At 70.4% G+C, this 25,959-nt stretch carries 23 protein-coding genes and 1 pseudogene; 8 read left to right on the top strand and 16 right to left on the bottom strand.

Annotation, left to right across the window (positions count from 1 at the left end; all coding sequences use genetic code 11):
* The 3 genes from E4099_RS00275 (at nt 1) to E4099_RS00265 (ending at nt 6,428) form a co-directional block, all read left to right on the top strand.
* Nucleotides 1-1,869 (top strand): alpha/beta hydrolase, encoded by a 1,869-nt coding sequence (locus E4099_RS00275; protein ID WP_135336814.1) that lies wholly within the window; start codon nt 1-3, stop codon nt 1,867-1,869.
* Between the two features lie 26 nt (nt 1,870-1,895).
* The gene (locus tag E4099_RS32730; protein ID WP_167828234.1) at nt 1,896-2,369 is read left to right on the top strand and encodes a hypothetical protein; all 474 of its coding nucleotides are present in this window, start codon (nt 1,896-1,898) and stop codon (nt 2,367-2,369) included.
* A 336-nt stretch (nt 2,370-2,705) separates the two neighbouring features.
* Nucleotides 2,706-6,428 (top strand): WD40 repeat domain-containing serine/threonine protein kinase, encoded by a 3,723-nt coding sequence (locus E4099_RS00265; RefSeq protein ID WP_167828241.1) that lies wholly within the window; start codon nt 2,706-2,708, stop codon nt 6,426-6,428.
* A gap of 198 nt (nt 6,429-6,626) precedes the next feature.
* On the opposite strand, the gene E4099_RS33850 is transcribed toward E4099_RS00265, so the two are convergent.
* From E4099_RS33850 to E4099_RS00245, 4 genes are all read right to left on the bottom strand, one after another.
* Nucleotides 6,627-7,322 carry a DUF1266 domain-containing protein gene (locus E4099_RS33850; RefSeq protein WP_342451890.1) on the bottom strand — a complete coding sequence of 232 codons (696 nt, stop codon included), beginning with the start codon at nt 7,320-7,322 and terminating at the stop codon, nt 6,627-6,629.
* Nucleotides 7,323-8,465: 1,143 nt separating this feature from the next.
* On the bottom strand, nt 8,466-8,921 hold the full coding sequence (locus tag E4099_RS00255; RefSeq protein WP_135336812.1) for a GNAT family N-acetyltransferase: 456 nt from the start codon (nt 8,919-8,921) through the stop codon (nt 8,466-8,468).
* A gap of 280 nt (nt 8,922-9,201) precedes the next feature.
* The gene (locus E4099_RS00250) at nt 9,202-9,693 is read right to left on the bottom strand and encodes a hypothetical protein (protein ID WP_135336811.1); all 492 of its coding nucleotides are present in this window, start codon (nt 9,691-9,693) and stop codon (nt 9,202-9,204) included.
* Nucleotides 9,694-9,897: 204 nt separating this feature from the next.
* Nucleotides 9,898-10,281: a winged helix-turn-helix transcriptional regulator gene (locus E4099_RS00245; protein ID WP_245244437.1), complete on the bottom strand. Its 384-nt coding sequence runs from the start codon at nt 10,279-10,281 to the stop codon at nt 9,898-9,900.
* Nucleotides 10,282-10,377: 96 nt separating this feature from the next.
* Between E4099_RS00245 and E4099_RS00240 the strand changes: the two genes are divergently transcribed.
* The gene (locus E4099_RS00240) at nt 10,378-11,058 is read left to right on the top strand and encodes an NAD(P)-binding domain-containing protein (RefSeq protein ID WP_135336810.1); all 681 of its coding nucleotides are present in this window, start codon (nt 10,378-10,380) and stop codon (nt 11,056-11,058) included.
* A gap of 14 nt (nt 11,059-11,072) precedes the next feature.
* On the opposite strand, the gene E4099_RS00235 is transcribed toward E4099_RS00240, so the two are convergent.
* Nucleotides 11,073-12,101: a winged helix-turn-helix domain-containing protein gene (locus tag E4099_RS00235; RefSeq protein ID WP_135336809.1), complete on the bottom strand. Its 1,029-nt coding sequence runs from the start codon at nt 12,099-12,101 to the stop codon at nt 11,073-11,075.
* 210 nt (nt 12,102-12,311) lie between these two features.
* Between E4099_RS00235 and E4099_RS00230 the strand changes: the two genes are divergently transcribed.
* On the top strand, nt 12,312-12,836 hold the full coding sequence (locus tag E4099_RS00230; protein WP_135336808.1) for an RICIN domain-containing protein: 525 nt from the start codon (nt 12,312-12,314) through the stop codon (nt 12,834-12,836).
* Nucleotides 12,837-13,071: 235 nt separating this feature from the next.
* Here E4099_RS00230 and E4099_RS00225 read toward each other — a convergent pair whose 3' ends face one another.
* The 4 genes from E4099_RS00225 to E4099_RS00210 are packed head-to-tail and all read right to left on the bottom strand — an operon-like array spanning nt 13,072 to nt 16,623.
* Nucleotides 13,072-14,277, bottom strand: coding sequence for an ABC transporter permease (locus E4099_RS00225; RefSeq protein WP_135336807.1), 1,206 nt, complete (start codon nt 14,275-14,277; stop codon nt 13,072-13,074).
* Nucleotides 14,277-14,969 (bottom strand): ABC transporter ATP-binding protein, encoded by a 693-nt coding sequence (locus tag E4099_RS00220; RefSeq protein ID WP_135336806.1) that lies wholly within the window; start codon nt 14,967-14,969, stop codon nt 14,277-14,279. Before E4099_RS00220 ends, E4099_RS00225 begins: the two co-directional genes overlap by 1 nt.
* Nucleotides 14,966-16,093 carry a peptidoglycan-binding domain-containing protein gene (locus E4099_RS00215; RefSeq protein WP_245244436.1) on the bottom strand — a complete coding sequence of 376 codons (1,128 nt, stop codon included), beginning with the start codon at nt 16,091-16,093 and terminating at the stop codon, nt 14,966-14,968. Before E4099_RS00215 ends, E4099_RS00220 begins: the two co-directional genes overlap by 4 nt.
* Complete coding sequence (locus E4099_RS00210; RefSeq protein WP_135336804.1) at nt 16,090-16,623, bottom strand: hypothetical protein; 534 nt, start codon at nt 16,621-16,623, stop codon at nt 16,090-16,092. Before E4099_RS00210 ends, E4099_RS00215 begins: the two co-directional genes overlap by 4 nt.
* Before the next feature lie 283 nt (nt 16,624-16,906).
* On the opposite strand from E4099_RS00210, the gene E4099_RS00205 reads away from it, so the two are divergent.
* Entirely contained in the window at nt 16,907-17,563 is a 657-nt protein-coding gene (locus E4099_RS00205) for a response regulator transcription factor (protein WP_135336803.1), read from the top strand.
* Nucleotides 17,564-17,571: 8 nt separating this feature from the next.
* Nucleotides 17,572-18,801, top strand: a complete 1,230-nt coding sequence (locus tag E4099_RS00200) for a sensor histidine kinase (protein ID WP_135336802.1) — start codon at nt 17,572-17,574, stop codon at nt 18,799-18,801.
* A 73-nt stretch (nt 18,802-18,874) separates the two neighbouring features.
* On the opposite strand, the pseudogene E4099_RS00195 reads toward E4099_RS00200, so the two are convergent.
* Nucleotides 18,875-19,899, bottom strand: a pseudogene (locus E4099_RS00195) (glycoside hydrolase); the annotation flags it as partial.
* A gap of 37 nt (nt 19,900-19,936) precedes the next feature.
* On the opposite strand from E4099_RS00195, the gene E4099_RS00190 reads away from it, so the two are divergent.
* Nucleotides 19,937-20,787 (top strand): IS5 family transposase gene (locus E4099_RS00190; protein WP_386388995.1). Its coding sequence is split into 2 segments (ribosomal slippage): nt 19,937-20,282 and nt 20,282-20,787, totalling 852 coding nucleotides; the frame shifts between segments, so codons are not numbered across the junction.
* A 12-nt stretch (nt 20,788-20,799) separates the two neighbouring features.
* Here E4099_RS00190 and E4099_RS00185 read toward each other — a convergent pair.
* The 6 genes from E4099_RS00185 to E4099_RS00160 all read right to left on the bottom strand — a co-directional run bounded on the left by E4099_RS00185 (nt 20,800) and on the right by E4099_RS00160 (nt 25,823).
* Nucleotides 20,800-21,150, bottom strand: a complete 351-nt coding sequence (locus E4099_RS00185) for a hypothetical protein (RefSeq protein WP_135336801.1) — start codon at nt 21,148-21,150, stop codon at nt 20,800-20,802.
* 127 nt (nt 21,151-21,277) lie between these two features.
* Nucleotides 21,278-21,430, bottom strand: coding sequence for a hypothetical protein (locus E4099_RS32725; RefSeq protein ID WP_167828233.1), 153 nt, complete (start codon nt 21,428-21,430; stop codon nt 21,278-21,280).
* Between the two features lie 125 nt (nt 21,431-21,555).
* Nucleotides 21,556-21,759 carry a DUF397 domain-containing protein gene (locus E4099_RS34755; RefSeq protein WP_135336800.1) on the bottom strand — a complete coding sequence of 68 codons (204 nt, stop codon included), beginning with the start codon at nt 21,757-21,759 and terminating at the stop codon, nt 21,556-21,558.
* Between the two features lie 1,337 nt (nt 21,760-23,096).
* Entirely contained in the window at nt 23,097-24,098 is a 1,002-nt protein-coding gene (locus tag E4099_RS00170) for a YncE family protein (RefSeq protein WP_135336799.1), read from the bottom strand.
* A gap of 565 nt (nt 24,099-24,663) precedes the next feature.
* Nucleotides 24,664-25,329, bottom strand: coding sequence for a hypothetical protein (locus E4099_RS00165; RefSeq protein WP_135336798.1), 666 nt, complete (start codon nt 25,327-25,329; stop codon nt 24,664-24,666).
* Complete coding sequence (locus E4099_RS00160) at nt 25,326-25,823, bottom strand: sigma-70 family RNA polymerase sigma factor (protein ID WP_245244434.1); 498 nt, start codon at nt 25,821-25,823, stop codon at nt 25,326-25,328. Before E4099_RS00160 ends, E4099_RS00165 begins: the two co-directional genes overlap by 4 nt.
* Between the last annotated feature and the right edge of the window lie 136 nt (nt 25,824-25,959).

The raw sequence follows: 25,959 nt of genomic DNA, 5'->3' as shown, positions 1-25,959 counted from the left end.
ATGCTGCCCCTGCCCGCCCTGCGGGACCTCAAGCTGACCGAGCTCACCGAGGCGGCCGACGGCTGGCGGAAGGTGAGCGGCCGAGCGCATGCGGCCAAGCGGCGCGTCGAGTCCGAGATGCTGAAACCGCTGAGGGAGACCCAGTCGGGCGAGGCCGCCACGGCCGCGTGCGAGCGGCTCGCCCAGGTCCAGCAGAACTTCCAGTACGTGTACACCGAGTGCGCCTTGATCGAGACCGTCCTCACCGGTCTGGCCGCGGAACTGGAGAGCAGCCGGCGCACGTTGACGCATGCCTTGGACGACGCGCGGCAGCTCGGCTTCACCGTCCTCGACGACGGCGGGGTGGGCTATCCGGCCGCGGGCACCCCGGACCCCGGTGGCTCGCTGCCGGAGGGCGGAGTGGTGCGGGGACGCCAACCGAGGTTCGACGTCTTCGGCCACAAGGGCGACTACCCCAGTGGCGACAACCCGAACGAGGAGCGGGCCCGCGCCCTCGCCGACACCATCTGGAGCGCCCTGAACGAGGCAGGCGCGATCAACGACCAGTACAAGGACGCCATCGAGAAACTCAAGGCGCAACAGGGCCTCAGGCTCGACTCCGGCACCTGGGCCGACGTCAGCGGCGACATGGCGGCCGTGCACACGGCCGCCGAAGACGCCATGAAGTCCCAGATCCCCATCGACAAGCCGCCCGCCGGTCGCCTGGAGTGGTGGAACGGTCTCGACCAGGAGGCCAAGACGGAACTGCTCGCCGCGTACCCCGATGTGATCGGGAACATGGACGGCATCCCCTCGGCCGTGCGCGACCAGGCAAACCGGGAGTACCTGCCGATCCTGATCGCCAAGCTGGAGGCGAAGGCCCCGACCGACGCCAAGGCCCGGGACCAGTTGGCCGCGCTCCGGGAGATCGACCGCAAGCTCACGTCGGGCGACGTGCCCCCGATGTTCCTGCTCGGTGTCGGCGACCAGGGCAACGGTCGCGCGATCGTGGCGTTCGGGCAGGACCCCGACACCGCGAAGAACGTGTCCACCACGGTCCTGGGCATGAACACCTCGCTGGACGAGAGCTTCGCGAAGAACGACCTGAAGGGCGCCTTCGATGTCGCGTCCGGGGCCCGGGTCCTCGATCCGTCGAGCGCCTCGATCGTGTGGCTGGGATACGACGCGCCGCAGAACTTCGACACCGTCCAGAGCCCGAGCCTGGCAGAACGTGCCGCGCCGACGCTGACCAGCTTCATGAACGGCCTCGTGACCACCCACCAAGAGGGCGACCCGCACGTGACGGTGATCGGCCACTCGTACGGCTCCCTCGTGGTCGGCAAGGCCTCCCAGCTCCCGGGCCACATCCCGGGCGCCGACGACATCATCCTCGTCGGCAGCCCAGGCATCGGTGTGGACAGGGCAGAGGACCTCGGCGTGCCCACAGGGCACGTCTGGGTGGGCGCCGCCGACAACGACATCATCACCTACCTGCCGACAAAAGGGGCGAAGTCGGGTGCCGAGGTTGGCGGTGTACTGGGCCTGGTCGCCGGAGGCCCGATCGGTGCGGTCGGAGGCGCGGTCGCCGGCGGCATCCTCGGTGACTTCGTGTCCGACCCCGGGCAGCGCAAGCTCTACTACGGTACGGACCCGGCCGACGTGGCGTTCGGCGCGATCCGCTTCAAAAGTGCGGACGGAACCTCCGCGCCCTACACCTTCGGCATGGTGCCCAGCCTCGAGGCCCACGGGAACTACTTCGACCCGACGGCGAACCAGCTCTCGGCCGACAACATCGCCGCGATCGTCGCCAACCAGCCCGGCAAGGTCACCGTCGAGACCCCCAGGGGCGCACACGACCTCTTCGCGCCCGGGGCGAGGCTCGCGCAGTGACCCCGTTGGACGGAGCGAATCCGCCGATGACCATGCAACAGGCCGCCGAGCGCGCCGACGCGATCCTCGACGCCACCTTCGCCGCCATCCGGCCCCCGCTGTGCTGGACCCACCGGGACAGTCAGGCAGGGACGTCCACCACCGACCGGCGCAGGGCCGTCACCACGGTCATCGCCGAGGAACGGCTCGGCGGCCTCCTCTGCCTGGTGGAGCAGCACTGGACGCGCTGCGGCTACACACTGCTCGCGATCAGTCGAGACGGGCGGGCCGCCTACTTCGTGACCCCGGACGGGTTCCAGCTGAGCGTCGTCGTCGGCTGGAAGGGCCAGCCCCACTTCCGGGTCACCACACCGCCTGCCGAACCATCCGAGGTAGGCCCACCCACGACCCCGCCGAACGGCCCCGACCACCGCCACAAGGAGGTCCCCGAACCGGACCAGTTCGATCCGTTCTGGTCAGTTCCGGAGGCGGCCTCGACCGGTGGACAAGAGTGCATCTGAAATGTCCGTGGCGCGCCCGACGCGCGCGGTGCGCACCACCGCCGTCCCGGGTGGGTACCGGCGGGTGCGGGGTGCGCATCGTGGGCCTGCCTGACGCCGACGGCCTCCAGGTGGCGCATGACATCGGCGACGTCCTCATGGTCCTCGGTGAGCATCTGCTGGGCGCAGTCGATGACCGCACGGGCGATTCCCGATCCCGGGCCCGCCCGCTGCGTCGCGCCCCCACCGCGGTTGCTCGTCACCTTTCCTTCCCTGGGCCGGCCCGCCCCGGGGATCGGAACCGCGCATCCAGCGGACGTCGGACGAACCGATGTATATGTGAGGGGAGGCGAGCTGGTGACTGCGCTCTGCCCGGATGACCCGGAGCGGCTCGGTAAGTACTGGCTGGCCGCACGGCTTGGCTCCGGCGGCCAAGGTGTGGTCTACGAGGCGTACGACGCACAAGGCCTGCGGGTGGCGCTCAAGGCGCTTCATCGGGACGCCGAGCCGTTCGTCCGAGCGCTCTTCGGACGGGAAGCGGCCGCGGCCCGTAAGGTGCCGTCGTTCTGTACGGCCCGTATCCTCGACATCTCCGTCTCCGGGCCCTCGACCGGGAACGAGGCCGAGTCGACGGGCCGAGACGCCGACGAGACGGTCCCGTACATCGTCAGTGAATACATCCCAGGCCCCACCCTCGCCGCCCGCGTCCAGGAACAGGGCCCGTTGGAGCCCGACGCGGTGCTTCGTCTGGCTACCGGTGCCGCCACGGCACTCGCCGCGATCCACGGTGCTCACGTGGTCCACCGCGACCTCAAGCCAGGCAACATCCTGCTCGGCCCGGACGGCCCTCGGATCATCGACTTCGGTATCGCCCGTGCGCCGGACATGTCCGTCACCGCGCCAGGCGCCATCATGGGGACATTCGGCTACATGGCTCCCGAAGTCTTCTCGGGGCAACGTGCCACCCCGGCGTCGGACGTCTTCGCCTGGGGCGCGGTGATGGTCTTCGCGGCCAGCGCCACGGAACCGTTCCGCGGCGCACATCTCGGCGAGGTCGCCCACCGTACGGCGACCTTCGACCCCGACCTGTCGGCAATCCCCGCCGATATCCGCCCACTGGTCGCTTCTGCCCTGGCCAAGGATCCGCGGCTACGGCCCACCGCACAGGAGTTGGTGCTCGGCCTGATCGGCGGCATGCCCAGGTCCGCCGATCCCCGCCTCGCCCTGCTGGAAGCCGGCGCCCTGCGCGCGGCTGGCTCCGACACGTACACGCACAGGACTCCGGCCCCGATACCGTTGGGCGAGCGCGCCGAGGCCGCTTTCGGCACCCTTGATCCCGCGGCCCGGCTTGCCGCCCAAGAGGTGATGCTGCGCCTGGTCGTACCCGGCGACGCGACCGACGGCTCGCAGGACTCGGTGCGCACCGCGAGTGAGGCCGAACTGTACGCACACCGCCCGGACGGCGAGCGGAAGCGGCTTCGCGCAGCCGTCGCCGCTCTGGCTGAGGAGGGCATCCTGGGAATCACCGACGAAGGGGGCGTACACCCCTCGAGTGCGGCGGTGATCCCCGCCTGGCGCCGCCTGCGTGCGTGGGTGGACGCTGACCGCCCCGGACTGCTGATCCACCGCAGAATCGGCCAAGCCGCCCTGGACTGGACGGCACACGGCGAACGCCCCGACGACCTGCTGCACGGCACCGCGTTACGTACCTGCCTTGACTGGCTGACCACCGCCCCGTTGCAACTGCGCCCCAATCCACTGGAGGTGCGCTTCCTGGCCGCCGCCCGCGCCGAGGCCACCCGCTCGACCCGGCGCCGCCGTCGGCTGCTGTCCGCACTGGCGGTGCTGACGGTGCTCGCTCTGGTGGCGGGCGTCTTCGGCTGGTTCCAGGCCCGCGAGACCCGGCACCAGCGGGCCGCAGCTGAATTGCGCCGTGCTCAGGCCGCAGCACGTTCGACTGCCCGGGCCGCGGACAGTCTGCGCAACAGTGAGCCGCAGACAGCTCTGCTGCTGAGCCTGGCGGCGTGGCGGATCGCCTCGACGCCGGAATCACGGGCAGCACTCGCCGCCGCGGCGACCCAGCGGCAGACCTCGGTGATCGACCTGCCTCAGCCCGCGCTCGGCGAAGGTTCAGGCGTGTCTCTCCTGGGTGATGGACACCGGCAGCTGACCTACAGCCCGGTCGGCTCCCAGATCTGGGACCTGACCCACGGTCGGGAGGGAGCCGGGAAGCCGATCGCCGCCTTCGACCAGAACGTCGCTATCGAAGGCGGCAGGCAGAGCATCAAGCCGCCCATAGCGAGCCATGACGGGCAGTTTCTCATCGTACCGGTCAAACGCGGACAGAGGACTTTCTACCAAGTCGTCTCCACCCGTGACGGGAAAGCGATCGGAGCTCCGCTCCGTGGACCGGACGGCTTCGCGCCGGATCAGTTAACCGACAAGGGGCAGATTCTCTTCGTCCGCGACGACTTGGACTTCCGCCTCCTCGATTCCTCGGGGCGGCTTGTTGCCTCCTGGTCCTGGGCCGCCGAGGCGGTGCTCTCCCCAGACGGCAGGTACGTCGCCCTGTGCACCACCGGTGAAGACAGCTTATTGAGGTTGTGGGATCTAAGCTCCTCCGGATCCCAACACGACCGTGGCATTTTTCTTACCGAAACCGACTTCGAGGAGGGAAGTGAGTGCTCCTCACGTATCAGTTTCAGTTCCAACGGCCGCCGCGTGGCCGTGCGGGCGGACGATGCGGTGACGGTCTGGACCACCGACAACGGGCGTGAGACGGGAACAGTGGGCGCCCGGTATGGGGGTATCGACGCGGCGGAGCTGAGCAGTAGCGGCCGATATGTGTTCGGCTACACGCGGAACGGTGACATCTTCGTGTACAGAGCCGAGGGCGGTCCAGCCCTATTTTACCAGGATGGCCCCGGACGCAGTGATTTGATGGGCCGCCTGGTGCTCGATGAGCGATCCAAGGCGGTCGTCTACGATTTCCAGCAAGGCAACCAGGTCATTCGGCTCGACGCGGCAGCATCCCTGTCCTTTTCCGGCCGATACCATCAGGGTGAAGCAGTTGCCGTGTCACCCGACGGCCAATTAGGAATGTTCTCAAATCCCCAGTGGGGGGCCTACCGCAGCCGGCAGGACCTTGTCGATATGCGGACCGGCGACCAGTCCGGCCAACCCATCATGCAGAACACGGTCGCAGGTGATGGCCCCGGCACGGACGAGGGCCACGCCTTCTCCGCCGACGGAAAATTCCTCACCTTCACGGATTTCGAGGGCGCAAACCCCGATAAACAATCCGTTGTGGTATGGGACATAGAACGGCATAGAGAGCTGTACCGCATCCCACTGCCTCCCCAGCGTGCGGTGTCGGATCTGGCTGTCTCCCCGGCCGGCCGTTACGTAGCAGTGTCGCACCAACCTCCAGGGACACCCTCAGCAGACGACGACGTCATTGACGTCTGGGATGCCCGCACCAAAAAAAGGGTGCACCACTACCAGGACAGAGACGGTTACGGTGTTTTCAGCCCCAATGGGCGATTCCTGGTCACCACACGCGGCGATGTTCTCGACCTGGAATCCGGCGACAGCCGAAACGCCAACTTCACCCAGGAACAGACCAGAGACGTGGCCTTCTCTCCCGACAGCACACGACTCGCGGTCGTGAAGGCGTCAGGTTGGGTGGAGTTGTGGGACGGCGAAGCGCGAAGTCGCCTGAAAGGAATGCCCGGTAGCACCACCCGAGGCAGCCCAGAAGATTCCAACTCCACCCGGTCCCATCCCATGTTCTCCGCAGACGGCACCCTCCTGGCAACCAACAACGACGACTCCGTCCAAATATGGGACCTCACCGCTTATCTGGCCCTGGGGGCACCGCTCAAACCCTCCGGCAACAGCATCTATGCCATGGCCTTCGACGGGTACACACTGCGCATCCTCGGCGACGGCCGTGTCCATGCGCTGAACCTGAATCCCGACAGTCTGGCCGCCGCCGTCTGCCGCAAGGCCGGCCGCGACATCACCCCAAAGGAATGGCGACTGTACATACCCGAAGCGCCCTACCGCAGGGTCTGCTGAGCGTTGCATCACCCTTGGGTCTACCGTCCCGACCAGGCTGGGCGCACCCTACCCTGGCAAGACGGTCGTCCACTGAACCGACGAGGAGGAGTGTGCGACACCCCGTGAGTTGTTCTGAGTCTCGCTGAGTCCCCGACCTCATTCCTCGTTCCTGCCCACGTGCACGGCTCGGTGCGGCCATGTGTGGCCTTCCGGGCATCAGTTCCAAGGGATGGTGAGCCAGGGGCTGGCGGGGTCGGTGGTGAGGGCGCGGTGGGCGGTGAGCATGTCCTCGTACCAGCTGCCGAACTCTTCCTCGTCGAAGTGCAGACAGCGGCCGAGGATGTAGGCGGCGGAGAACTCCGGCCAGGAGCGGTAGTTCCGGGCACTGGCGCGGCCGGCGGCGACCACGGCCTGCTCGGCCTCTTGGAGGGTCCAATAGCGGGCGGCGATACCCCAGCGGGCCATGCCGGAGGCCCGTCCGCAGTCCCAGGCTTCGACGGAGCGGACGAAGGCGTTGGCGGCCAGCAGCCCGTCGGCGCGGAACCGGGCTTCATAGCGGGCGATCCGCCCGATGAGCCGCTGCACTCTGGCGACCTCCGCCTCGACGTCGCCGGTACTGCGGGGGCGCGCCGCGGTGACTCCATCGGGGGTGATCCGGGGCTGCGCGCCCTGGGCGGCGTTGTACCGCAGGACGCGCTCGGCCACGTGCCGCCAGTGATCCAGTTCGACTGGACCTGCGAAGTCCTGGGCGAGGGAGCGGCGGATGCGCAGGGCGAACTCCCACACCGGGCTGACCATGCCGGCCTCGAGCAAACGTTTCTGTGTGCCGGCCCACTCCTGGCGGGAGGTCACCCCCCACCACTCCTTGAGCCTGCGCTTCTCGTCGTTGTAGCCGATGCCGTGGTGGGCCATGGAGTTCCACGAGCGCCGAAATGGCCCAATACATCCTGAGGGCCCGCAGCTTGGGGCTCGCCCACGTACGGGACATTGCGCCAGCCGGGATACCCGTAGGGGCTGTCCGCGATCGATTGCTGGAGCTCCACGCACCTGATCCACAGCAGCAGCCGGCCGGGGCACAACCCAGGTCCCCGGTCGCCGCGGTGGACGGCCGGCAACGCGGACACCACGGAGCCGGCCGGATGAGCTGTACGCCGCTGGGAACGCGCGGCGCTTGGTGCGCACTGTCGCTCCGGCCACCGGTGAGAAGGAGGCCAGCGCTACCACGGTGGACAGGCACGGCCAGAAACTCGGCCTCATAGAGGATGGCCGACTCTGTCCGGCCCGGCGCCCGCGTCCCGCCCGTCGGCAGCGCTCCGTGGTGGCCACGCGGACAAACACCATGGCCCCCTCGTGATCGCGCTCAGCGACGACAAGGGCCGACTGCTGGAGGCTCGGCGGCCAGTTCACCGAGGTGCACCGGTTCGAGGAGTGGGGCGCCGACCAGTGGTTCGGCGTGCGGCCCCGATCCCGCCATCCAGTTGAGCGCCGCCAACGAGTCCAGATCCGGTCGACCACGCCGTTGCTCCACTGCCCGGCCCGGCCTGCCGCCGCGCCGCGCCGTCGCCGGGCCCCGCCCCGGCCCGGCCTGTCCAGGCCGCGGACCCCGCCTGCTCGCCGCCGGCCGCGGCTTGCTCTGCTGTGGTCCGCCCCGCTGCCGCTGCTCTGTGCTTCAGTCACTGCCTGGCCGCCGGGCCCAGCGCACTGTCGCGCTGGACGATGAGGACCTGGCCGTCCGCGGCCCGCGTCGGCACCGTGCGCTGTCGGCCCGTCCGGGCCATGGTTCTGTCGCCCACCGTGCGTGCCCGCCCGGCCCGGTCTCCGCTGCCGCCCTCGTCGCCCGGGTATGGGTGGCGGGAGTTGCGCGGCAAGAAACCGGAGCCGAACGCTCGGCAGGAAGCGCATCGCCTGGCGCTGCACAAGGGGGGCCGAGTGCCCCAGCGCCGAGCTGGCCGAGCCGTTTGGAGTGGCCCGCTGCGTATCGGGCAATCGAGCGGGCAGCGGGGGATCTGGCGTCAGGGGCTGACTGAGAATGGGGTAACGGAGACTCCGCGCCGCTCAGTCGGTCGTGGACAGACGGAACTCCAGGATGTCCTCATCGTCGAGGACCTGACCGGTGGGAACGAACCCAGCAGAGGTGTAGAGCGCCCTGGCCGCGATGTTGTCCGCGCGTACCCCCAGCCGCAGTACTGGCGCGTCGAACGCGTCCCGCACGTGGGCGATGACCTGCTGGAGAGCGGCTCGTCCCAGGCCCATTCCCTGGTGATCCTTGTCGATCATCAAGCGGTAGAGCCACATCTGACCGTCGTCGGGATCGGGACCGTACATCGTGAAGCCCACGGCGCGCTCATCATGCATCACCGCACGGGTCACGAAGCCCGGCAAGAAGCGACTTTCCGCGATCGAGTACAGGTTGGACGCGATGAGGTCGCGCTGGTCGTCAGCCACCGTCAGGCCGGCCACCTCCTCCCAGGTCTCCGGGCACAGGTCGTCAAGGCGCACACGAATCGGCATGGGACATCCCTAGCGGATCTCCGCGCGGACGTCATGCGAATATTCACACGATCAGGTGTTACGGGCGCCCACCGGGGTCTTCCAGACGCTCATGGAAGCGGTGATCCCCGAGGTCGCGGCACGCGACGACGGCGATCTCAGCCTGGTCAGCGTGGATCCCACTGTTGCCCGCCGCCGGCCCCGGCCCCTGCCGCCCCGGTGCCGGGCCCGCGCCCTGGCCGCGACCGTCCCACGTCTCCGCCGGCCGCGCCTGCGCGCCGTCGTCGCCCTCCGGCCCCGGTCAGCGGGGTCCGTCCTGCCGGCCCGCTTCGCCGGCCCGTGCCGTGCGCCCGCGCCGGTCCGCCGGGCTGCGCCGGTCCGCTGCCCGGACCGTGCTATCCCGCTCGGCTCGGCTGCCGTGCCCGTGCCGCGCCCTCCCACCGCCGATCCGACGCCCGCCCTGCTGGGCGCCCCGGGGCTCCATGGGGAGGCCGAGGAGGGCGGTGGCGATGGATGCGGTGGTGTCTTCGCCGAAGTCGCCAAGGAGGGCCAAGAGGTGGCTGTCCAGGCGGGTCGGCGCGCTGTCGACGCCTGGTGGGAAGTCGCCGAGGTCGACGGTCGGCGTGGTGCGGGTGCCGCTCCAGCCGTAAGCGTCGTGGCCGCCGTACGCGCTGGGCAAAACGATGGTGCTGCCGGGGCGGATGTCGCCGAGCGCGGTGACCGGCACCCGTGCATTATCGGCTTCGTCGAACAGCAGGGCCGAGGCCTGGGCCGGCTGTTCACCACGTGGCACTTCGACCACGCCCTGGTGTGGTCCGGGCCGATCACCATGGCCGCGATCGTCCACCTGCTGGTGACCGTGCGCGCCCGCAGGCTCCCCCCACCCGACTCACTGTGGCGGCCGACTTCTCCATGGTCCTCGCCCTCGGCCTGATCCCGATCCTGGGCTGACCACCGGCAGGCCCAGCGCGCCCTCCCGCGGCGCGCGGGCCCGCCGCTACAGCCCGTCCGCCCGGTCCCGGGCCGACACCACCGCGTCCCCGTAGACCGCCGCCCAGGCGCCCATCGCGCGGATCGGGCCGATCAGCGCGGTGCCGGCCTCGGTGAGGGAGTAGTCGACGCGAGGCGGCGCCTCGGCGTAGCGGTGCCGCCGCACCAGGCCGTTGTACTCCAGCCGCCGCAGTGCCTGGTTGAGCACCTTGGGGCTGATCCCGCCGATCCGGTCCAGCATCGCCCTGGGCCGCATCGGGCCGCTCTCGCCGAGGATGAAGACCACCACGCTGTCCCAGCGGTTGGCCAGCACCTCGAAGGCGATCCGCGCCCGGCAGTCCGCCGCGAACACGTCCCCCACCATGTCGACCACCTCGTCCGGCTGTTCCATACGGGCATCCTGTCCGGCCGATGCCTACCGTGCGGTGTGCATCGGCTCTTCTAGCGTCCAGGGCACGGCATCCACGACGTGAACAGGAGCATCACGATGCGTATCGGCATTCTGGGTACGGGCGCCATGGCCGCGGCGCTGGGCGGGGCCTGGGTACGGGCCGGGCACCAGGTCCTGGTGGGAGGGCGGGACAGCGGGGCCGCCGCCAGTACGGCGGCCCGGATCGGGGCCGCCTGGCACGGCGGACTCGCCGAGGCGGCGCGATACGGCGAGGCCGTGCTCGTGGCCGTACCGGCGCAGGTCGCGCCGGAGTTGGCCGCGGAACTGGCCCCGGCCCTGGCCGACCGGACCGTACTGGACTGCACGGTGCCGATGGCGCCGGGGGCCGCCGGACCGGTGCTTACCACGGTGGGTGGCACGGACTCGGTGGCCGCCTGGTTAGCGGCCGCCCGGATAGCGGCCGCCGCCCCTGCCGCCCGGGTCGCCAAGGTGTTCGGGGTCTGCCACGAGAGCATCTGGACCCTGCCGCGACCCGCCTTCGAGGGGGCGCCACTGGCCGTGCCTTTCTGTACGGACCACTCCCCCGCCGCCGCCCTGGTGTCCGAGCTGGTCATCTCTATGGGCTGCGACCCGATGGCCTGCGGGGGCCTCGACCGCGCAGGGTTGCTGGAAGCCACTGCGGTCTTCGCGATCGGCGTCTGGTGGTCCGGCGGCGAGGCCCGCCATGCCTTCCCGGCCCCGGCGATCGCCCCCGGGGCGATCGACGACGAGCCCTGAGCCGACCGAGCGGGTCAGGCGCGGTAGCCGCTCGGGACCGCGGGCGAGGCGTTCAGCAGGGCGATGCCGACGCTGGTGGGGCTGTGCAGAGCCGCGTTACGGTGCCGAACGGTGTGCACCAGGCCGGCTTCGCGCAGGCTGGTGGCATGTTCACTCGCGCTGGCCTGGGCGATGCCGACGAGGGCGGCGAGTTGTTTGGTGGAGCAGGCGGGGTGTTCCGCGATGGTGTGCAGGACATCGGCGCGGGTGCGGCCCAGGACCGAGGCCAGCGAGGACGGCGCTGCGGGTGACGCGGGCCGTGCGGGCGGCGAGTACAGGGGCAGTGCGCGCGACTGCTCGGCGAGACCGGCCGGGTAGGTCAGGGTCGGCTGGGGCTGGGCGTGGGGTTCGATGAGGGGCGCTCCGCAGCTGAAGACCGACGGCACCATGAGCAGCCCCCGGCCCTCCAGGTGGAGTTCTCCCTCGCGGCCGGAGACCATCGCTATCTCCAGCACGGGCAGGTTCCAGCGGATGCGGCGTGGGCTGAGCAAGGCGAACATGCGCTCCATGCCGCTGGTGGCCGCCTCCCTCAGGCGCGCTGTCTGGTCGGCCGTGGTGAGCGTGGTGACCTGCGGCCAGTAGGGAGCCAGCAGTTGGTTGTGGACGTTCTCCAGGCCGGTGAGGAACTGCCGCAGCAGCCGGTGGTCGCCGGCCAGGTGCTGGGTCCACGCGGGCAGCGGCTGACGCTCGGCCACCGAGGCCAGACTCCTGCGGATCTCGGAGCGGGGTGTGGAGCGGCCCCGCTCCAGCATCTCCTGTGGGCTGCCGAGTTCGGCCGGGGCCATGAAGGTGGGTAACCATCCCAGGATCGGTGTCAGCTCGAGAACCAGCCGGGCCTGCGGCAGCAGCCCGGCCAGCGCACGCCGCCGCCAGGCCGCGAACCGCACCGAGTTGTTGTCCTCCTGGAGATGGCGCACCGCGACGCTCAGTTCCCACAGCGGTGGCGGGGCCTGGGCGACTCTCGTGCGTGCCAGATCCTCGACCGTGAAGTGAATGCGATACACGCTGTCCCCCGAGCGCCGTACGACACAAGCCGGGGTGATCTTCCTGGATGCCGGAGTTCGGTCCAAACCGAATCAGGTCGAGCAGCGACCCCGGCGGCGCGCAGACTCACGTATCGAGCGCCGGACACATCGGCGCGCGGATGGAACGACACCTGAGAACCCGACGGATCCCGCGTGGGTGGGATCCGGCACCGTACCGAAGGGGCAGACATGTCCCGTATCGCCAAGACATTCGTCGCCGTGACCGCGGTCGCGATGGCCGCGGTCACCACCCCGGCCGTCGGAGCCTCGACGGCGTCTTCCCGGCCGACTCCGCAGGCGGATTCCGGCACGATGGTGAAGCGCCTCACGCCGGCCGAGTTGGCGAACCTCAAGAGCCGCGCTCCCGAGAAGTTCGAACGCATGCTGAAGACGATCGCCCGTTCCACCAGGTCCGCGGCGAGCGACCAGGCCGCCCTCAAGGATCCGAGTGTCTACCAGCTGGTCAACAAGAGCAGCGACAAGTGCCTGGCCATCGGTTCGAGCAGCATCGAGGAGGGCGCCCACGCCATCCAGTGGGACTGCCTCGACAGCTTCGGACAGCTCTGGTATTCCGACAACGACCGCCACATCATCAACTTCAACAGCGGGAAGTACCTGGCGATCGGGTCGAGTAGCACGGCGAACGGTGCCCATGCCATCCAGTGGGACAACACCGGCAGCGACGGACAGCGCTGGGCACTGAAGACCTGGTAACCGGCGCTTCCGCGACGGGCGAACCTACACGGCACCCCGCGCTCCACAACCCTTGGGATCCGCCTGCCCACGCCGGGCGGCCCAGCGGAGCCGGGGCTGCCCTTCCATGGGGGAGACCGGAGCCCCTCGGTCCTACGATCCGCATCTCGGGGAGGACGTAGGCCGAGGCGCTCCGGTGCACTCCGGGTCGCCGAGGCTGAGAGGTCCTTGGCGGCCCTGACCGCGCTCCCCGGGCTCACGGGGTCGCCAGGGCCTCGGTCGGGGAGAGGCGGGAGGCGCGGATGGCGGGGTAGAGGCCGGCGAGGGCGCCGATGGCCAGGGTCGCGGCGATGCCGCCGGCGACCGCCCACGCCGGGAGGACGGTGGGCCAGCCCTGGTAGAGGGCGTACGTGGTGGTCGCCCCGGCCCCGAGGAGGGCGCCGCCGATGCCGCCGAGGGCGGACAGGAGCAGGGATTCGGCGAGGAACTGGGTGCGGATCTGGCCGCGGGTGGCGCCCAGGGAGCGGCGCAGGCCGATCTCCGCCCGCCGTTCCAGGACCGATATGACCATGGTGTTGGCCACTCCGACGCCGCCGACGAGCAGGGCCACCGCGCCCAGCCCGAGGAGCAGGCCGGTGAAGGCCTTGCTCGCCGCCTGCTGGGCGGCCAGGGCGTCGGAGGGGCGGGAGACCTTGACCTCGTTGGGGTTCCGCGGGTTGGCGGTGGCGCCGAGGACGGACTGGACGGATCTGACCTCGGCGTCGTCGCTGCGGGTGTAGAGGGTGGTGGGGTGGCCGTCGAAGCCGAGCTTGTCCTTGGCCGCCTGCCAGCCGACGAGGACGGCGGTGTCGAGATCGGGGGCGAGAGGGGCGGGCCGGAGGATGCCGATGACGGTCATGTACCGGCCGCCGACGAGGATCCGGGTGTCCGGGCGGGCGTGGCCGATGCCCAGGCGGTCGGCGGCGTCGGCGCCCAGCACGACGGCGGGGTAGCGGCTGGTGGCGGCGTTGAGCCAGGTGCCGCTGCGCAGTGTTGCGCCGGTGGTGGCGCGCAGGTCGGTGCGGGCGGCGTAGGCGACGATGCCCCCGGTCTCGGCCTCCGGGATCTCCTCGGTGCGGTACACGTCGGCGTCGTCGATCCTGCCGATTGCCGAGGCGGAGGTCACCGGGCCGATGCGGGCGACCATCCGCTCCGACGTCAGGGGCAGTTTCGCCTTGCCCCCGGTCGGTGTGTCGCCGGGGGTGACGGTGAGCAGGTTGGTGCCGAGCGCGGCGAGGGTGCGGTCGAGGTCGGCGCGGGAGGAGGTGGAGATACCGACGACGGCGACCATGGCGGCGATGCCGATGGCGATGCCGAGCGCGGAGAGGAAAGCGCGCAGCGGCCGGGTGCGCAGACCGACGGCGCCTACCTTGACCACGTCGGCGGGCCGCATACGGGCCGGGCGCAGGGTGTCGGTGGCCATCAGCGCGCTCCCCTTGCCACGGTGGCATCACCGCGGGTGTCGGCGGTGATGCGGCCGTCACGCATGCTGACCTGGCGGGGCAGTTGCCCGGCCAGATCCCGATCGTGGGTGATGATGACGACGGTGGTGCCGGCGGTGTTCAGCTCGCGCAGCAGCCGCAGCACCCCGGCGCCGGAGGCGGAGTCCAGGGCGCCGGTCGGCTCGTCGGCGAGCAGCAGCGCGGGCGCGCCGGCGACGGCGCGGGCGATGGCGACGCGCTGGCGTTCGCCGCCGGACAGTTCCTGCGGTTCGTGGTCCAGGCGGTGGCCGAGGCCGACGCGGTGCAGCACGGCGGTGGCGCGGCGGCGCCGCTCCGCCGCCCTGAGGCCGGTGTAGAGCAGGCCGTCGGCGACGTTGTCCAGCGCCGGGGTGCCGGCGGCGAGGTGGAAGTGCTGGAAGACGAAGCCGATGCGGGTGGCGCGCAGCGCGGACAGCTTGGCGTCGGGCAGGGCGCCGACGTCGTGGCCGTCGAGGTGCACTCGGCCCGCGGTGGGGCGGTCCAGGGTGCCGAGGATGTTGAGCATGGTGGACTTTCCGGAGCCGGAGGGGCCGACGATGCCGACGAGTTCCCCCCGGTGGATGGTCAGCGAGACGGCGGCGAGGGCGGTGACGCCGCCGGGGTAGGACTTGGTGACGTCCCTGAGGGTGATCACTTGGGCATCCCCACCGTGGTGCCCTCGGTGATGCCGGCGCCGGATATCTCCACCCGGCCGCCGGCGAACAGACCGGTGTGGACCGGCACGTATCTCGTGCCGGAGCCGCCCACGACCTCGACGCCGTAGCCGCCCTCGGCCAGCGCGAGGAGCGAGGCCACCGGCACGGTCAGGACGTTCTCGCGCTCGCCGGCGGTGAAGTCCACATGCACACCGGCCTGGTCGTATGCGGCGACGGCCCGGCGGGCCTTGGCGTCGGCCGGGGAGATGACCACCTTGAGTCTGGTCCGGGCGTCCTTGCCCTGCTCGGCAGGTTTGCGGAAGCTGGTGACCGAACTGACGGTGCCGTCCACCCTGGTGCCGTCAGGCAGCCGGATGCCGACCGTGCGGCCCTTCCTGGCCACCTGTCGGTCGGCGCTGTCGAGTTCGACGGTGACGGCCTTGGCGGTGCCGGTGTAGGCCAGCACCTTCTGCCCGGGCGCGGCCTGATCGCCCGTGTCGGCCTCGGTGCTGTCGATGCGTACCGGGCCGGGGGCGAAGGCGAGTCGGCCGAGTTCGACCGTGCCGGTCCTCTTCAACTCCAGGTCCTCCTGCCACTGCTCGACCGCCTTGGCGGTCCGGTCGCTGTACTCCTCGTCGACGGTGAAACCGGTGTAGCCGAGCGCGGCGAGGTTGGCCTCCAGCTGCTTCACATCCGGTCCCTCAGCGCCCTTCCTCAGCGTGCGGTAGGCGGGCAGCGGGCCGTACATCAGCACCACTGGCTGATTGTCGACCGCGTACAGCTCCTGGCCGCGGGAGATCCGCGCGCCGGCGGCGGGGACCTTGGTGAGGGTGCCGGGCAGCCGGCCGGACAGGGTCCTGACCGGGCCGTAGCCGAGCACGCCGTCCTCGCTCTGGGTGTCTCTCAGCGTCTGCCGCAGCACCTTCGCCGTGCTCGGCGGCAGCTGGCTCGCGGCAGCGCCGCCGTCCCCCTCGTCGCCGCCCAGGCCGAGCGCGGCGACGGTGACCGCGCCGGCTGTGGCCAGGACGAACACGGTGACGGTGATCTTCGCGACGCGCCGCCTGCGCCGCCCCACGGGGGGTGCCTGGTCTTCCTGGGCGTCCAGGACGTGCTGCCCGGTCACCGGACGGCCCTCCTGCTGTTCGTGTCCCCGACGCCGCCGCACTTCTTCACGGCCTTCTTGTAGTCCGGGTCCTCGCCCTGCGCGGGGCCGATGCCGATGCCCTGGCCGGGCTTGGGGTCCTTGAAGCTCTCCACCCCGTTCTCGCGCATGCAGCGGGCGAACTCCAGCATCTCCTCGCGCTCCTTGGCATTGCCCTCATCGGACGGCGCCGGCGGCGCGTCACCACGGCAGGCCTCCATGGCCTGGTCCGCCTTCGCCTTGTTGTCGCCGTTGACGGACAGCCCCAGGCCCTCGCCGGGCTTGGGGTCCTCGACGTCCAGCCCGTGCCGGCGCAGGCACCGGGCGAACCTGAGGTTCATCTTGGTGATCTCGTCCCGGCTCAGGTCGGCCTTGCCGCTGGGGTTGTTGTCCTTCCTGCCGCCGCCGGCCGATGCCACGTCGTCGCCGCCACCGTCCGATCCACAGGAGGTCAACACCAGGGTGAGCATCACGGGGACGGCCGCCAGCGCGGCGCGGGTGCGGATCCTCATCTCGTCTTCTCCTCGCATACCGCCAGCCGGGTGCCGGCGCTCGGTGGTGAGAGAACACGAGTGGGTGTTAACCCGGCGTTACGCAACAGCCCCCCGGTGCCCCCGATTTCGGCCTGCGCCGCGCTCGGATGGCGGGAGGTGAAACCGGCGGGGCGGCAGATCGGTCGTGGTCATTGCCGAGGTCATTAACGAGGAGGAACATCCACCTCACTCACCATGGCCGGCGAGGGGCCCTGCTGCCCGGGATGAGGAGGGCCCCGCCCAAGCGAAGGGATCACGGGAGATGCGGGTACTGGTGGTGGAGGACGAGCCGCTGCTCGCCGACACGATCGCGGAATGGCTGCGCGAGGAGGCGCACGCCGTCGACGTCGCCCACGACGGCGCGACGGCCCTGGAGCGGACCTGCGTCAACGACTACGACGTCGTCGTCCTCGACCGCGACCTGCCGCGGGTCCACGGCGACGAGGTCTGCCGTCGGCTCATCGAGGCCGACTCCCCGGCGCGGGTGCTCATGCTCACCGCCTCCGCCACGGTCACCGACCGCGTCACCGGGCTGTCCCTGGGCGCCGACGACTACCTCACCAAACCGTTTGCCTTCCCCGAGCTCGCCGCCCGCGTCCTCGCCCTGGGCCGACGCACCCGCTCCACCGCCGCGCCGGTACTACGCCGCTCCGGCATCACTCTCGACCCCACCAGCCGGGAGGTGACCCGCGACGACCGGCCCGTCGCACTGACGAACAAGGAGTTCGCGGTGCTGGCCGAACTGCTGGCCGCCGACGGCGCCGCCGTCTCCGCCGAGCAGCTGCTGGAGAAGGCCTGGGACGACAACATCGACCCCTTCACCGGCGTCGTCCGCGTCACCATCCTCAAGCTGCGCCGCAAGCTCGGCGACCCGCCCGTCATCGGTACCGTCACCGGGGTGGGGTATCGGATCCCGTGACTCCCGTCATGACCCGCGGCCCGCGCGGCGCCCTGGGGCGGCTGCGACCGCACCGCCTCACCCTGCGCGCCCGGCTCAGCCTGGTCTACGGCGGCCTGTTCCTGACCGCCGGCATGGTACTCCTCGGCGCCACGTACCTACTGTTCAACCAGCAGCTGACCAGCGGCAGCTCCGGCCTCAGCGTGCACGGCGAGGGCACCGGGACCCTACCTCCGGACGGCAGCCCCGGGCCCACCACCGCGTCCTGGGAGAACAAGGAACAGCGGCGGCTCAACGACGCGGCCGTCACCTCGCTGATCACCCAGGGCGGCATCGCCCTGGTCGTCGTCGGCGCCGCCGCCGGGGGCCTGGGCTGGCTCATCGCCGGCCGCGTGCTGGCACCCCTCCACCAGGTCACCGCGACCGCCCACCGCATCGCCGCCGCTCCCGCCGCCGACCGCGGCCTGCACGAACGCATCAATCTGGCCGGCCCCGAGGATGAGGTCAAGGACCTCGCCGACACCTTCGACACCATGATCGAGCGTCTCGACCGCTCCTTCGACGGCCAGCGCCGCTTCGTCGCCAACGCCTCCCACGAGCTGCGCACCCCCCTGGCCCTCAACCGCGCCCTCGTCGAGATGGCCATGCACCGCAAGAGCGCCTCCGCCGACGTCAAGCACCTCGGTGAACAGCTTCTGCAGGTCAACGCCCGCCATGAGCGGCTCATCTCGGGCCTGCTGCTACTCGCCGGCGCCGAACACCACCTTCCCGAAGCGACCCCGGTCGACCTGGCCGAGGTCGTGACGCACGTGGTCGCCCAGAGCGCCGAGGAGGCGCGACAGGCCGGCGTCATCGTGTACGCGGAGCCCGGCACCGCCGTCACCGCCGGCGACCCGATGCTCCTGGAGCGCATCGTGCAGAACCTCCTGGACAACGCCATCCGGCACAACATCGACGCCGACGGCGGCTGGGTCCGCATCGTCAGCCGCACCCGGGCCGGCCAGGGCGTCGACATCGAGGTGCGCAACACCGGCCCCGACGTGCCCGCGTATGAGGTCCCCAGGCTCTTCGAGCCCTTCCGCCGCCTGGGCACCGAACGCCTCAGCACGGCCAAGGGCAGCGGCCTCGGCCTGTCCATCGTCCGCGCCGTCGCCCGCGCCCACCACGGCGACGTCACCGCCCAGCCCAACGGGACCGGCGGCCTGACCGTCACCGTCACCCTTCCTCACCACCCCGACCGAGCACCCAGGCAGCAGTGATAGGGGCTCTCCTCAGGCGAATCCGGCACCAAGGACCACGCTTCCGTCATCCGGCCGCATCCCAAGAAGTACGTCACAGCGTGCGGCAGAGCAGCGCGTCGGGCCGGCCCAGGTGCCCGACGCGGGTGGTAAAGGCGATCCCGGCCGCGTACTCGGTGGGGCGCACTCTCCCTGGTAGGCGCCCTGGGCGAACTCCCCACCGGGATCGGCGGGCGGGCGGTTGTCGCCGCGGTCGAACCAGACGGTGCGCCCGGTGCTGCCCAGGGGGTGGCGGGCCGGCACGCACAGGGCCGCGGAGACGGTGGCGCCGCGCAGGCTGTAGCCGATGAGGAACTGGTCGCGCGGACACTGGAGTTTGCGGTAGCCGGTGGCCCAGTCGCCGTCCGCGGGCACGTACCGCTCGTCGCGCACCACGCTCTGGCCCTCGCCGGCGGAGCGCAGGTCGCCGCCGGTTCCCGTGCCGGTGCACAGCCCGCGGCCCTGGGTGTGGCTGACGCCCAGCAGGCGTTCCCCGTCCGGGCAGACCGCCTTGCGGGCCCCGCTGTCCCAGTCGCCCGCGGCCCGGGTGCGCAGCGACCGGACGGCGTCGGCGTGGTCGGTGGTGAGCATGTGCCAGGCGTCCACCGCGGGCACCGGCCCGGTCCGCTCCGGCGCGGCGAGCATCCGGTTCCAGGCCTCTGCCCGCCAGTCCGCGCCGTCCAGGATGCCGGTGCGCCGGCCGGCGGCGTCATAGCGCAGCAGGGCCCAGTCGTCCCCGGCCGGCCGCCCCTGGGGGTCGGTGCTCCAGCCCACCAGCGGCCAGTACGCGAAGTCCGTGTCCCTGGCGGCCAGATAGGCCGTGAGGTTGTCGAACCAGGTACGGGCGGCCGCCCCCGTCTCCCCGGCGCCGATGCCGAACTCGCTGACCCACACCGGCGCGGTGAAGTGCCGCCCGGACTCGTCGGCCACGTACAGCGCCTCCTCGCGCAGCGCCGCGTACAGCTGGTCGCGGGTCAGGTCCTGGTAGCGCGGGTCGCTGGTCTCGCCCACCCCGGTGGCCCCGGTGTGCCGGGGGCCGGTGTAGCCGTAGAAGTGGGCCGAGTAGACCAGCTTCCCGGAGACTAGGGCGTTTCTTTGCGATCATCGGATCGTTGGTCTGGTTGTGCCGTTGACCGACGCGCAGTGGGCGCGAATAGAACCTTTGTTGCCTGATCGGAGGCCGCGTCGGGGCGGTCGGTGGCGTGATCACCGCCAGGTGATCGATGCGATCGCCTGGAAGTTCCAGACCGGGTCTCAGTGGGTGCACCTCCCCGCTGAGTACGGCTCGTGGAAGGGCGTCTATACGAGGTTGAGGAACTGGGCCATCGACGGCACCTGGGAACGTGTCTTCACCGCGCTGCTCGCTCAAGCGGATGCCGACGGTGACCTGGACTGGGTCGTCGCGGTCGACTCCACGATCGTGCGTGTCCACCAGAACGGCGCCGGGGCCCGCAAAAAGGGGCTCCGGCCGGTGAGCCCGCCGACAACGCGATCGGACGGTCGCGTGGCGGGTTGACTACGAAGGTCCATCTCGCCGCTGACAGCCGCTGTCGTCCGTTGTGCTTCGTGCTCACGCCCGGCCAGGCCGGAGACGCGCCGGCCTTCGAGCACGTGATGGCTGCCATCCGGGTGCCGCGTCGAGTTGGTAGGCCCAGGACCAGGCCCTTCGCGGTGCTGGCGGACAAGGCGTACTCGTCGCGAGCCATCCGGCATCATTTGCGACGACGCGGAGTGCGGGCTGTGATCCCGCAGCCTGCCGACCAGATCGCCAACCGCAAACGCAAGGGCTGCGGCGGCGGGCGACCACCCGGATTCGACCGCGATGCCTACAAGCAACGCAACACCGTCGAACGCTGCATTAACCGCCTCAAGCAATGGCGCGGCCTGGCCACCCGCTACGAGAAGACCGCCACCGTTTACCGTGCCGGTCTCCTCGTCGCGGGCATCTTCCTCTGGTCCGCCCGCTGAAGAACAGGAAGCTCACGACCGAAGGCACTCTCCCTGCGGATCGAAGCAGACCAGGCCGTGCTCGCGGGCCAGTGCAGCGGCGTACTCGGATACTTCCTCGGCTTTGCCATAGGACATGAGCAGGTACACGATCGGGCCCGATGCCTCGTCGATGGCTGGTGTCGACGCCCACACGACATCGTGGTCGACATCGTCCGGGTATCGCGCGACGAGGGCTTCTACGTACGCCATGATGCGCGGCACCGGAGGCACGGCGACATCGTCCGACTCCAGGTAACGCTCGTAGAGCTCGTCATACGTCGAGCTCGCAGCACGGTTGTCGAATGGACGGTCGCCGTCCCACACAGCAAGGTCGTAGCTCACAGGCGCATCGTCGCAGGCAATAGTTTCTCCGCCACCAGCAGGCCCTGCGATCTCTCTGGCAGTGATCCGTAAGAGAGCTCCTAGCAGGGTGTGGGAGAGGGTACGCAGGACACAACGTGTGAGCCGCTTATGGCGGACAACTGTTTCCGGCTTTTGTCTCCCGCAGATCGGCCTCGGTCATCTCGGTCATGAAACGGGTGGAGTCGCAGATCACGATGATATGCGGGAGGCTCAGCCGCTTCTTCGCGTCGGCGAGTTTCTCCTCGGGGTTCTCGGTCACTTGCCGGCCTCCAGCTCGCTGCAAGTCGCGGACCTGATCTGCAGGGGTGGACACGCACCGGATGGGTGTCCACCCCTGCAGAGCCGTCTCCTCAGGATCAGCCTGCCAGAGCCTCGCCCCGAGGCCTACGCCGTGCCCGCCTTCAACAAGCTGACGAAGTGAGCCCACTCCTTCGCGGAGAAGGTGAGCTCTGGACTGTCCGCGATCTTGGAGTCGCGTACAGCGACCCAGCCGTTGGCCCGAACCGCGACTTCCACGCAGTGAGAGTCGCTGGGCTGGCAGAATGAGCTCTTTCTCCAGGCTGTAGCACGCCGCTGTGTACCCACCATCGTTACCTTCCACTTGATCTAGAAAAGCCATGGTGCTCAACTGAAGGTTTCCCCGAGACGGTGAGACAACATGGTGGCTGGCGGGGTTCCCCACGTCCGGGTCACGTCCAGGGGAACCCTTCTCACGCCTTGGCCGCTCTACCCCACCGCCCGCTGCTTGGCTGTGCGACAGCCGCTTTGGGACGGGCGGCGCCCGGGGTCGAGCGGCGCGCCGAGCTGGCGGCGGAGACCGCCTGCCACTTCGCGGACATCGCGCAGTCGGGCGGCTGGAGTACCCCTCGCCGGGGCGTTGGGCAGCGCTGATCTGGAGCTGGCGCAGGCCCTCGCCGCCGTGGCGGCCGCGACCGGCGGCGCTCGCCGGTGCCTGGGCATCACCACCGACGGCTCCGAGCCGAAGCTGCCCGCTGCCGCGGCGACGGTGCCCGCGCGCAGGCCGACGAAACGGCGCGGCCTCGGGCTCGGCTCCAGCACCTTGCTGTCGCTCACGCCTGCGCGTACCTGCCCGGGGCACCGGACATCCGGACACGGACGTCGCGGCGCCGCCGCCTTCGGACGCCGGGGCATCAGGGCGCGGGGCGCCGGATGAGCAGGGTCGCTGTCTCCAGAACCCATCAATCAGCACACCGCAAGGGCGGCTGGTGAAGAGCGAGGCCGAGAGCGGTGCCTCAGGCCACAGCAGAGTGACAGGTGACCGGTGTCCTGCCGCGGGCGCTACGTTCGCCGCCATCCGCGCTTCACACCGAGAGGTCGCGGAACGCGGTATGGCGCTCTCGGACACTCTGATCGTACTGACCATTTCTCTTCCCCCGTTGTCGTGAAGCAACCTTTTCCGGCGGCGCAACGGCCAGCCTGCGCTCGAAGCGTGACTGCCAGTGACCCGCAGTGCCCCTAACTCGGCCATCCGTGGTCTGTCGACAAATGAGCCTGGGTTCCCTCCGCGCCTCACCGCGCGGGCCCCTGCCGGCCGGCCGGACCGCCGCGGCTTCGCCGGTATCCGGCGCCGATCCAGCACAGTGCGGATGACCAGGGGCGACGCCCCTGAAAACAGGCATTCTCCGAAGCAGCCACACACCGATCCCCGCCGTCCGGGACGGGAAGCAGGCGGAGACCAACGATGACCTGCGACAAAGCGCTTCCGGCGCCCGCCGGCATGGCGGCGTCCCTCGGTTCCCTTGGATACCAGCTCCCGGACACCTTGGCGGATTTGGCCGACAACAGCGTTGCCGCAGCGGCTCGGACTGCCGGGACCGGCCTCACCCGGGCCGGGCGGGACCGCAGCGGACCGCCCTGACTGTCGCGCCGTGGCAGGCGGCCTCACGGCCGCCTGCCACTGAGGCTCAGCGCGTTCCGAGCGTCCGGGTCACCTTGAGGGCGGCCACGTCGACTTCGGCGACGGTCAGGTCCTCGTTGAGGACCCACGCGGTCTTCGAGTCGGCGCTGAAGCTGATGGCCTGACGGGGTCCCTTCAGACCCTTCACCGTGCCGCGCACCTCGCCGTCGGCCGGGTTGACGGCGGTCAGCGAATTACCCTCCAGGTTCCCGGAGAAGAGGACCTTCCCGTCGGGAGAGAGTGCGGCACCGTAGGGCTTCTTCCCCACCGTGATCCGCTTCAGGGTCGCGCCGGACGCGGTGTCGACGACGGACACCGTGTCGGTCCCGCTGTTGGCCGCGTAGAGCCGGGTTCCGTCGCGGCTGATGGACAGTCCCCGGACTTCCTTGAACCCCTCGATCTGCCGCAGGGTCTTCCTGGTCTCGATGTCGACGACCGTGATCCGGTCGCCCTTGTAGTTGGTGACGTACAGCTTGTCCCCAGCGGGGGCGAGCTTGACCCCTTGACGTGGTTCGGCGAAGCCGGTGAGGACGGCATCCGCCCTGCTGCCGGCCTGGTCGACCACCGTGACCGTGCCCGCCGCTTGGTTGTTGGCGTACAGCCACCTGCCGTCCGTGGACTGTGCGGTGCCGAACACTCCGGCGCCGAGCGGGAGGCGCTTGACCACCTGGAAACTTCTCAGGGAGATCCGGTCCACGACGCCGAGGGTGCTGTCGGACACGGTGAAGGTCTTGCCGTCCGGGGCGAAGAGGATGTTGCGCGGGCTGACGTATCCGTTGATCTCCGTGACCTTCCGGCCCCGGCGCACATCGATGACGACGAGGTGGTCCGTTGTGGAGTTGGTGACCACCGCGACGCGCTGGTTGGGGCTGAGCGCCATGGTGTTGTTCCTGATGTGCGGGTCGAACGGTTTGGGGGCTCCGCCGAGGGTTCCGCTGTAGGCGCCGAACGCCGGTACCGCGGCGTGCCGCGCGGGGACCGCGGCCGGGCTCTCGTCCGCCGAAGCCATCGCGGCCGGGATGGTCAGGACGGCAGCGGCAGTGGCGCCGGTAAGTATCCGACGAGTTACTTTGGCGTGTTTCACCTGGAATATCTCCTTGTTTCAGGGCACCCACCCGCTGTGGATGCCTGTACGGCCCTGCACGACGCGAGTCCCCGAACCTGTACGGACAAGGTCACCGGCGGCTTTCGCCGTACCGGTTCCCACCGGAGGCTTCGCCGAGGTGCGTGAACCCTTTTCCGGTCCGCGCCCGTCTCGGCGCGACATGACCGCGGCCGCATCCGGAGAGCGGCTCTGCTGCCTGCCACTCGCGCTCTCCGCCGGCCCGGTGACTGCTTTCATGAGGGATACGCACCAGCACCGCATCGCGTTGAACGAAAGGCCGCCCGATCGTCGGGAGAGGCGGCGCCGGACCCACGGAACTGTCCGCTCCCGGAAGGCCCCGCCGTCCGCACGTGGAGCGTACGGACCGGAGAACAGCGCGCGTTCACGGGGCTTCGCCGACCCGCCAGGCGGGAGGGGCGGGCAACGCCCGGCGGGGACGCCGCCCCGTCGGCCGTTGCCCCCGCGGTTGTCAGTCCGGGGAGGGGCCCACGGGCAAGCGGCTCACCACGTGCCCGTTCTCATCCTCTGCGACCAGTTCGGTGATGGTCTCCTTCCGCATGGCGGTCACCATGCGGAAGGACACCCGCCCGCCGCTCTCGGCCCGTACCGTGCCGGCGGAGATGCGCACACCGCGGGCGTTGACGGTCATCACCTGGTAGGTCTCTCCCGCCGCCAGGCCCGACAGGGTCACCGGGACCTCGGTGCCCCCGGGGCGGTCCACCATCTTTCCCTGACGCTCCATCACCACCGGTGCCGCGTCGGCCGTGCGGCCCGCCCGGTCCGCCACGCCGAGCGGGATGATCACCGCGACAGCCACGGCGGAGGCGACGACGACGCCCACCGCGGCCACCCGCCAGGGACGGAACCGGGCGGTCCTGGCGCCGGCCGCCTCCCGGCGGATGCGGTGCCCGAGCCCCCACGAAGGGCGCGCCTGCGGTCCGGCACCCGGTGCGGGCTCCCAGCACCCGCGCGGGTTCGCCCGCCGCAGTGTGCGGACCACGTCCTCGGTCTCGGATGCCTCACGTGTGCAGTCCGGGCACTGGACCAGATGCCGGGCGAGCTCCTTCGGCAGCGGCCTCCCGAGCAGCAGAAGCTCGGTGAGGAGCGCGCGGTGGGGAAGACATTCCTTGTTCATGGCGCCAGCCACCCGTTCTCCTCCAGGACGAGCCGCAGCGACCGCACTCCGTAGTACAGGCGACTGCGCATGGTGGAAGCCGGAATTCCCAGCTCCTCCCCCAGTTCGGCGCAGGTACGGCCGCCGAGGTACACCCCCACCACCGCCTCTCTGTGCTGCGGGCTCAGCCGTTCCAGGGCCTCCCCGAGCTGTATCCGGTCAAGAAGCTGATCGATGTCGTCGAACGCCGACGACGGTTCGGGCGCCACGTCCCACGGCGCACGGCCGGGCCCCTCACAGACCTTGCGCCGCCGCATGGCGTCCACCACGAGGTTCCGGGCGATGGCGAACAACCAGGTCCGCAGACTGCCCTGCCCCGGGTCGAAGCCGCGTGGCGACCGCCAGGCGCGGAGAAAGGTCTCCTGCACCACGTCCTCGGCGAGCTGCCGGTCGTCCAGCGCCTTGAAGGCGAACCCGAAGAGTTCGCCGCCGTAGAGATCGTAGGCGGCCCCCACGTCTCGCTCCGTCCGGAATCTGACAGGCTCCGGGGCGGTCGTCGCAGTCCGTCCGCGAAGCCACCGCAGCGGCTTACCGCTTACAGCCACGGCTGCTCGCATCCGTTCGGCGCCAGGCGTTCATGGTGCTTTCCCA

This window comes from Streptomyces palmae (assembly GCF_004684805.1).
Lineage (GTDB): Bacteria > Actinomycetota > Actinomycetes > Streptomycetales > Streptomycetaceae > Streptomyces > Streptomyces palmae.
Note: the sequence above shows the minus strand (reverse complement) of the source record. Positions and strands in the feature narration are given on the sequence as shown.

What these genes read in the sequence shown, in the direction of transcription:
- E4099_RS00275 (WP_135336814.1), top strand. Translation starts at nt 1, where the DNA reads ATGCTGCCCCTGCCCGCCCTGCGGGACCTCAAGCTGACCGAGCTCACC.
- E4099_RS33850 (WP_342451890.1), bottom strand. Translation starts at nt 7,322, where the DNA reads ATGGCCCACCACGGCATCGGCTACAACGACGAGAAGCGCAGGCTCAAG.
- E4099_RS00255 (WP_135336812.1), bottom strand. Translation starts at nt 8,921, where the DNA reads ATGCCGATTCGTGTGCGCCTTGACGACCTGTGCCCGGAGACCTGGGAG.
- E4099_RS34755 (WP_135336800.1), bottom strand. Translation starts at nt 21,759, where the DNA reads ATGGTGGGTACACAGCGGCGTGCTACAGCCTGGAGAAAGAGCTCATTC.
- E4099_RS00240 (WP_135336810.1), top strand. Translation starts at nt 10,378, where the DNA reads ATGCGTATCGGCATTCTGGGTACGGGCGCCATGGCCGCGGCGCTGGGC.
- E4099_RS00170 (WP_135336799.1), bottom strand. Translation starts at nt 24,098, where the DNA reads ATGGCTTCGGCGGACGAGAGCCCGGCCGCGGTCCCCGCGCGGCACGCC.
- E4099_RS00210 (WP_135336804.1), bottom strand. Translation starts at nt 16,623, where the DNA reads ATGAGGATCCGCACCCGCGCCGCGCTGGCGGCCGTCCCCGTGATGCTC.
- E4099_RS00205 (WP_135336803.1), top strand. Translation starts at nt 16,907, where the DNA reads ATGCGGGTACTGGTGGTGGAGGACGAGCCGCTGCTCGCCGACACGATC.
- E4099_RS32730 (WP_167828234.1), top strand. Translation starts at nt 1,896, where the DNA reads ATGACCATGCAACAGGCCGCCGAGCGCGCCGACGCGATCCTCGACGCC.
- E4099_RS00230 (WP_135336808.1), top strand. Translation starts at nt 12,312, where the DNA reads ATGTCCCGTATCGCCAAGACATTCGTCGCCGTGACCGCGGTCGCGATG.
- E4099_RS00245 (WP_245244437.1), bottom strand. Translation starts at nt 10,281, where the DNA reads ATGGAACAGCCGGACGAGGTGGTCGACATGGTGGGGGACGTGTTCGCG.
- E4099_RS00225 (WP_135336807.1), bottom strand. Translation starts at nt 14,277, where the DNA reads ATGGCCACCGACACCCTGCGCCCGGCCCGTATGCGGCCCGCCGACGTG.
- E4099_RS00200 (WP_135336802.1), top strand. Translation starts at nt 17,572, where the DNA reads ATGACCCGCGGCCCGCGCGGCGCCCTGGGGCGGCTGCGACCGCACCGC.
- E4099_RS00165 (WP_135336798.1), bottom strand. Translation starts at nt 25,329, where the DNA reads ATGAACAAGGAATGTCTTCCCCACCGCGCGCTCCTCACCGAGCTTCTG.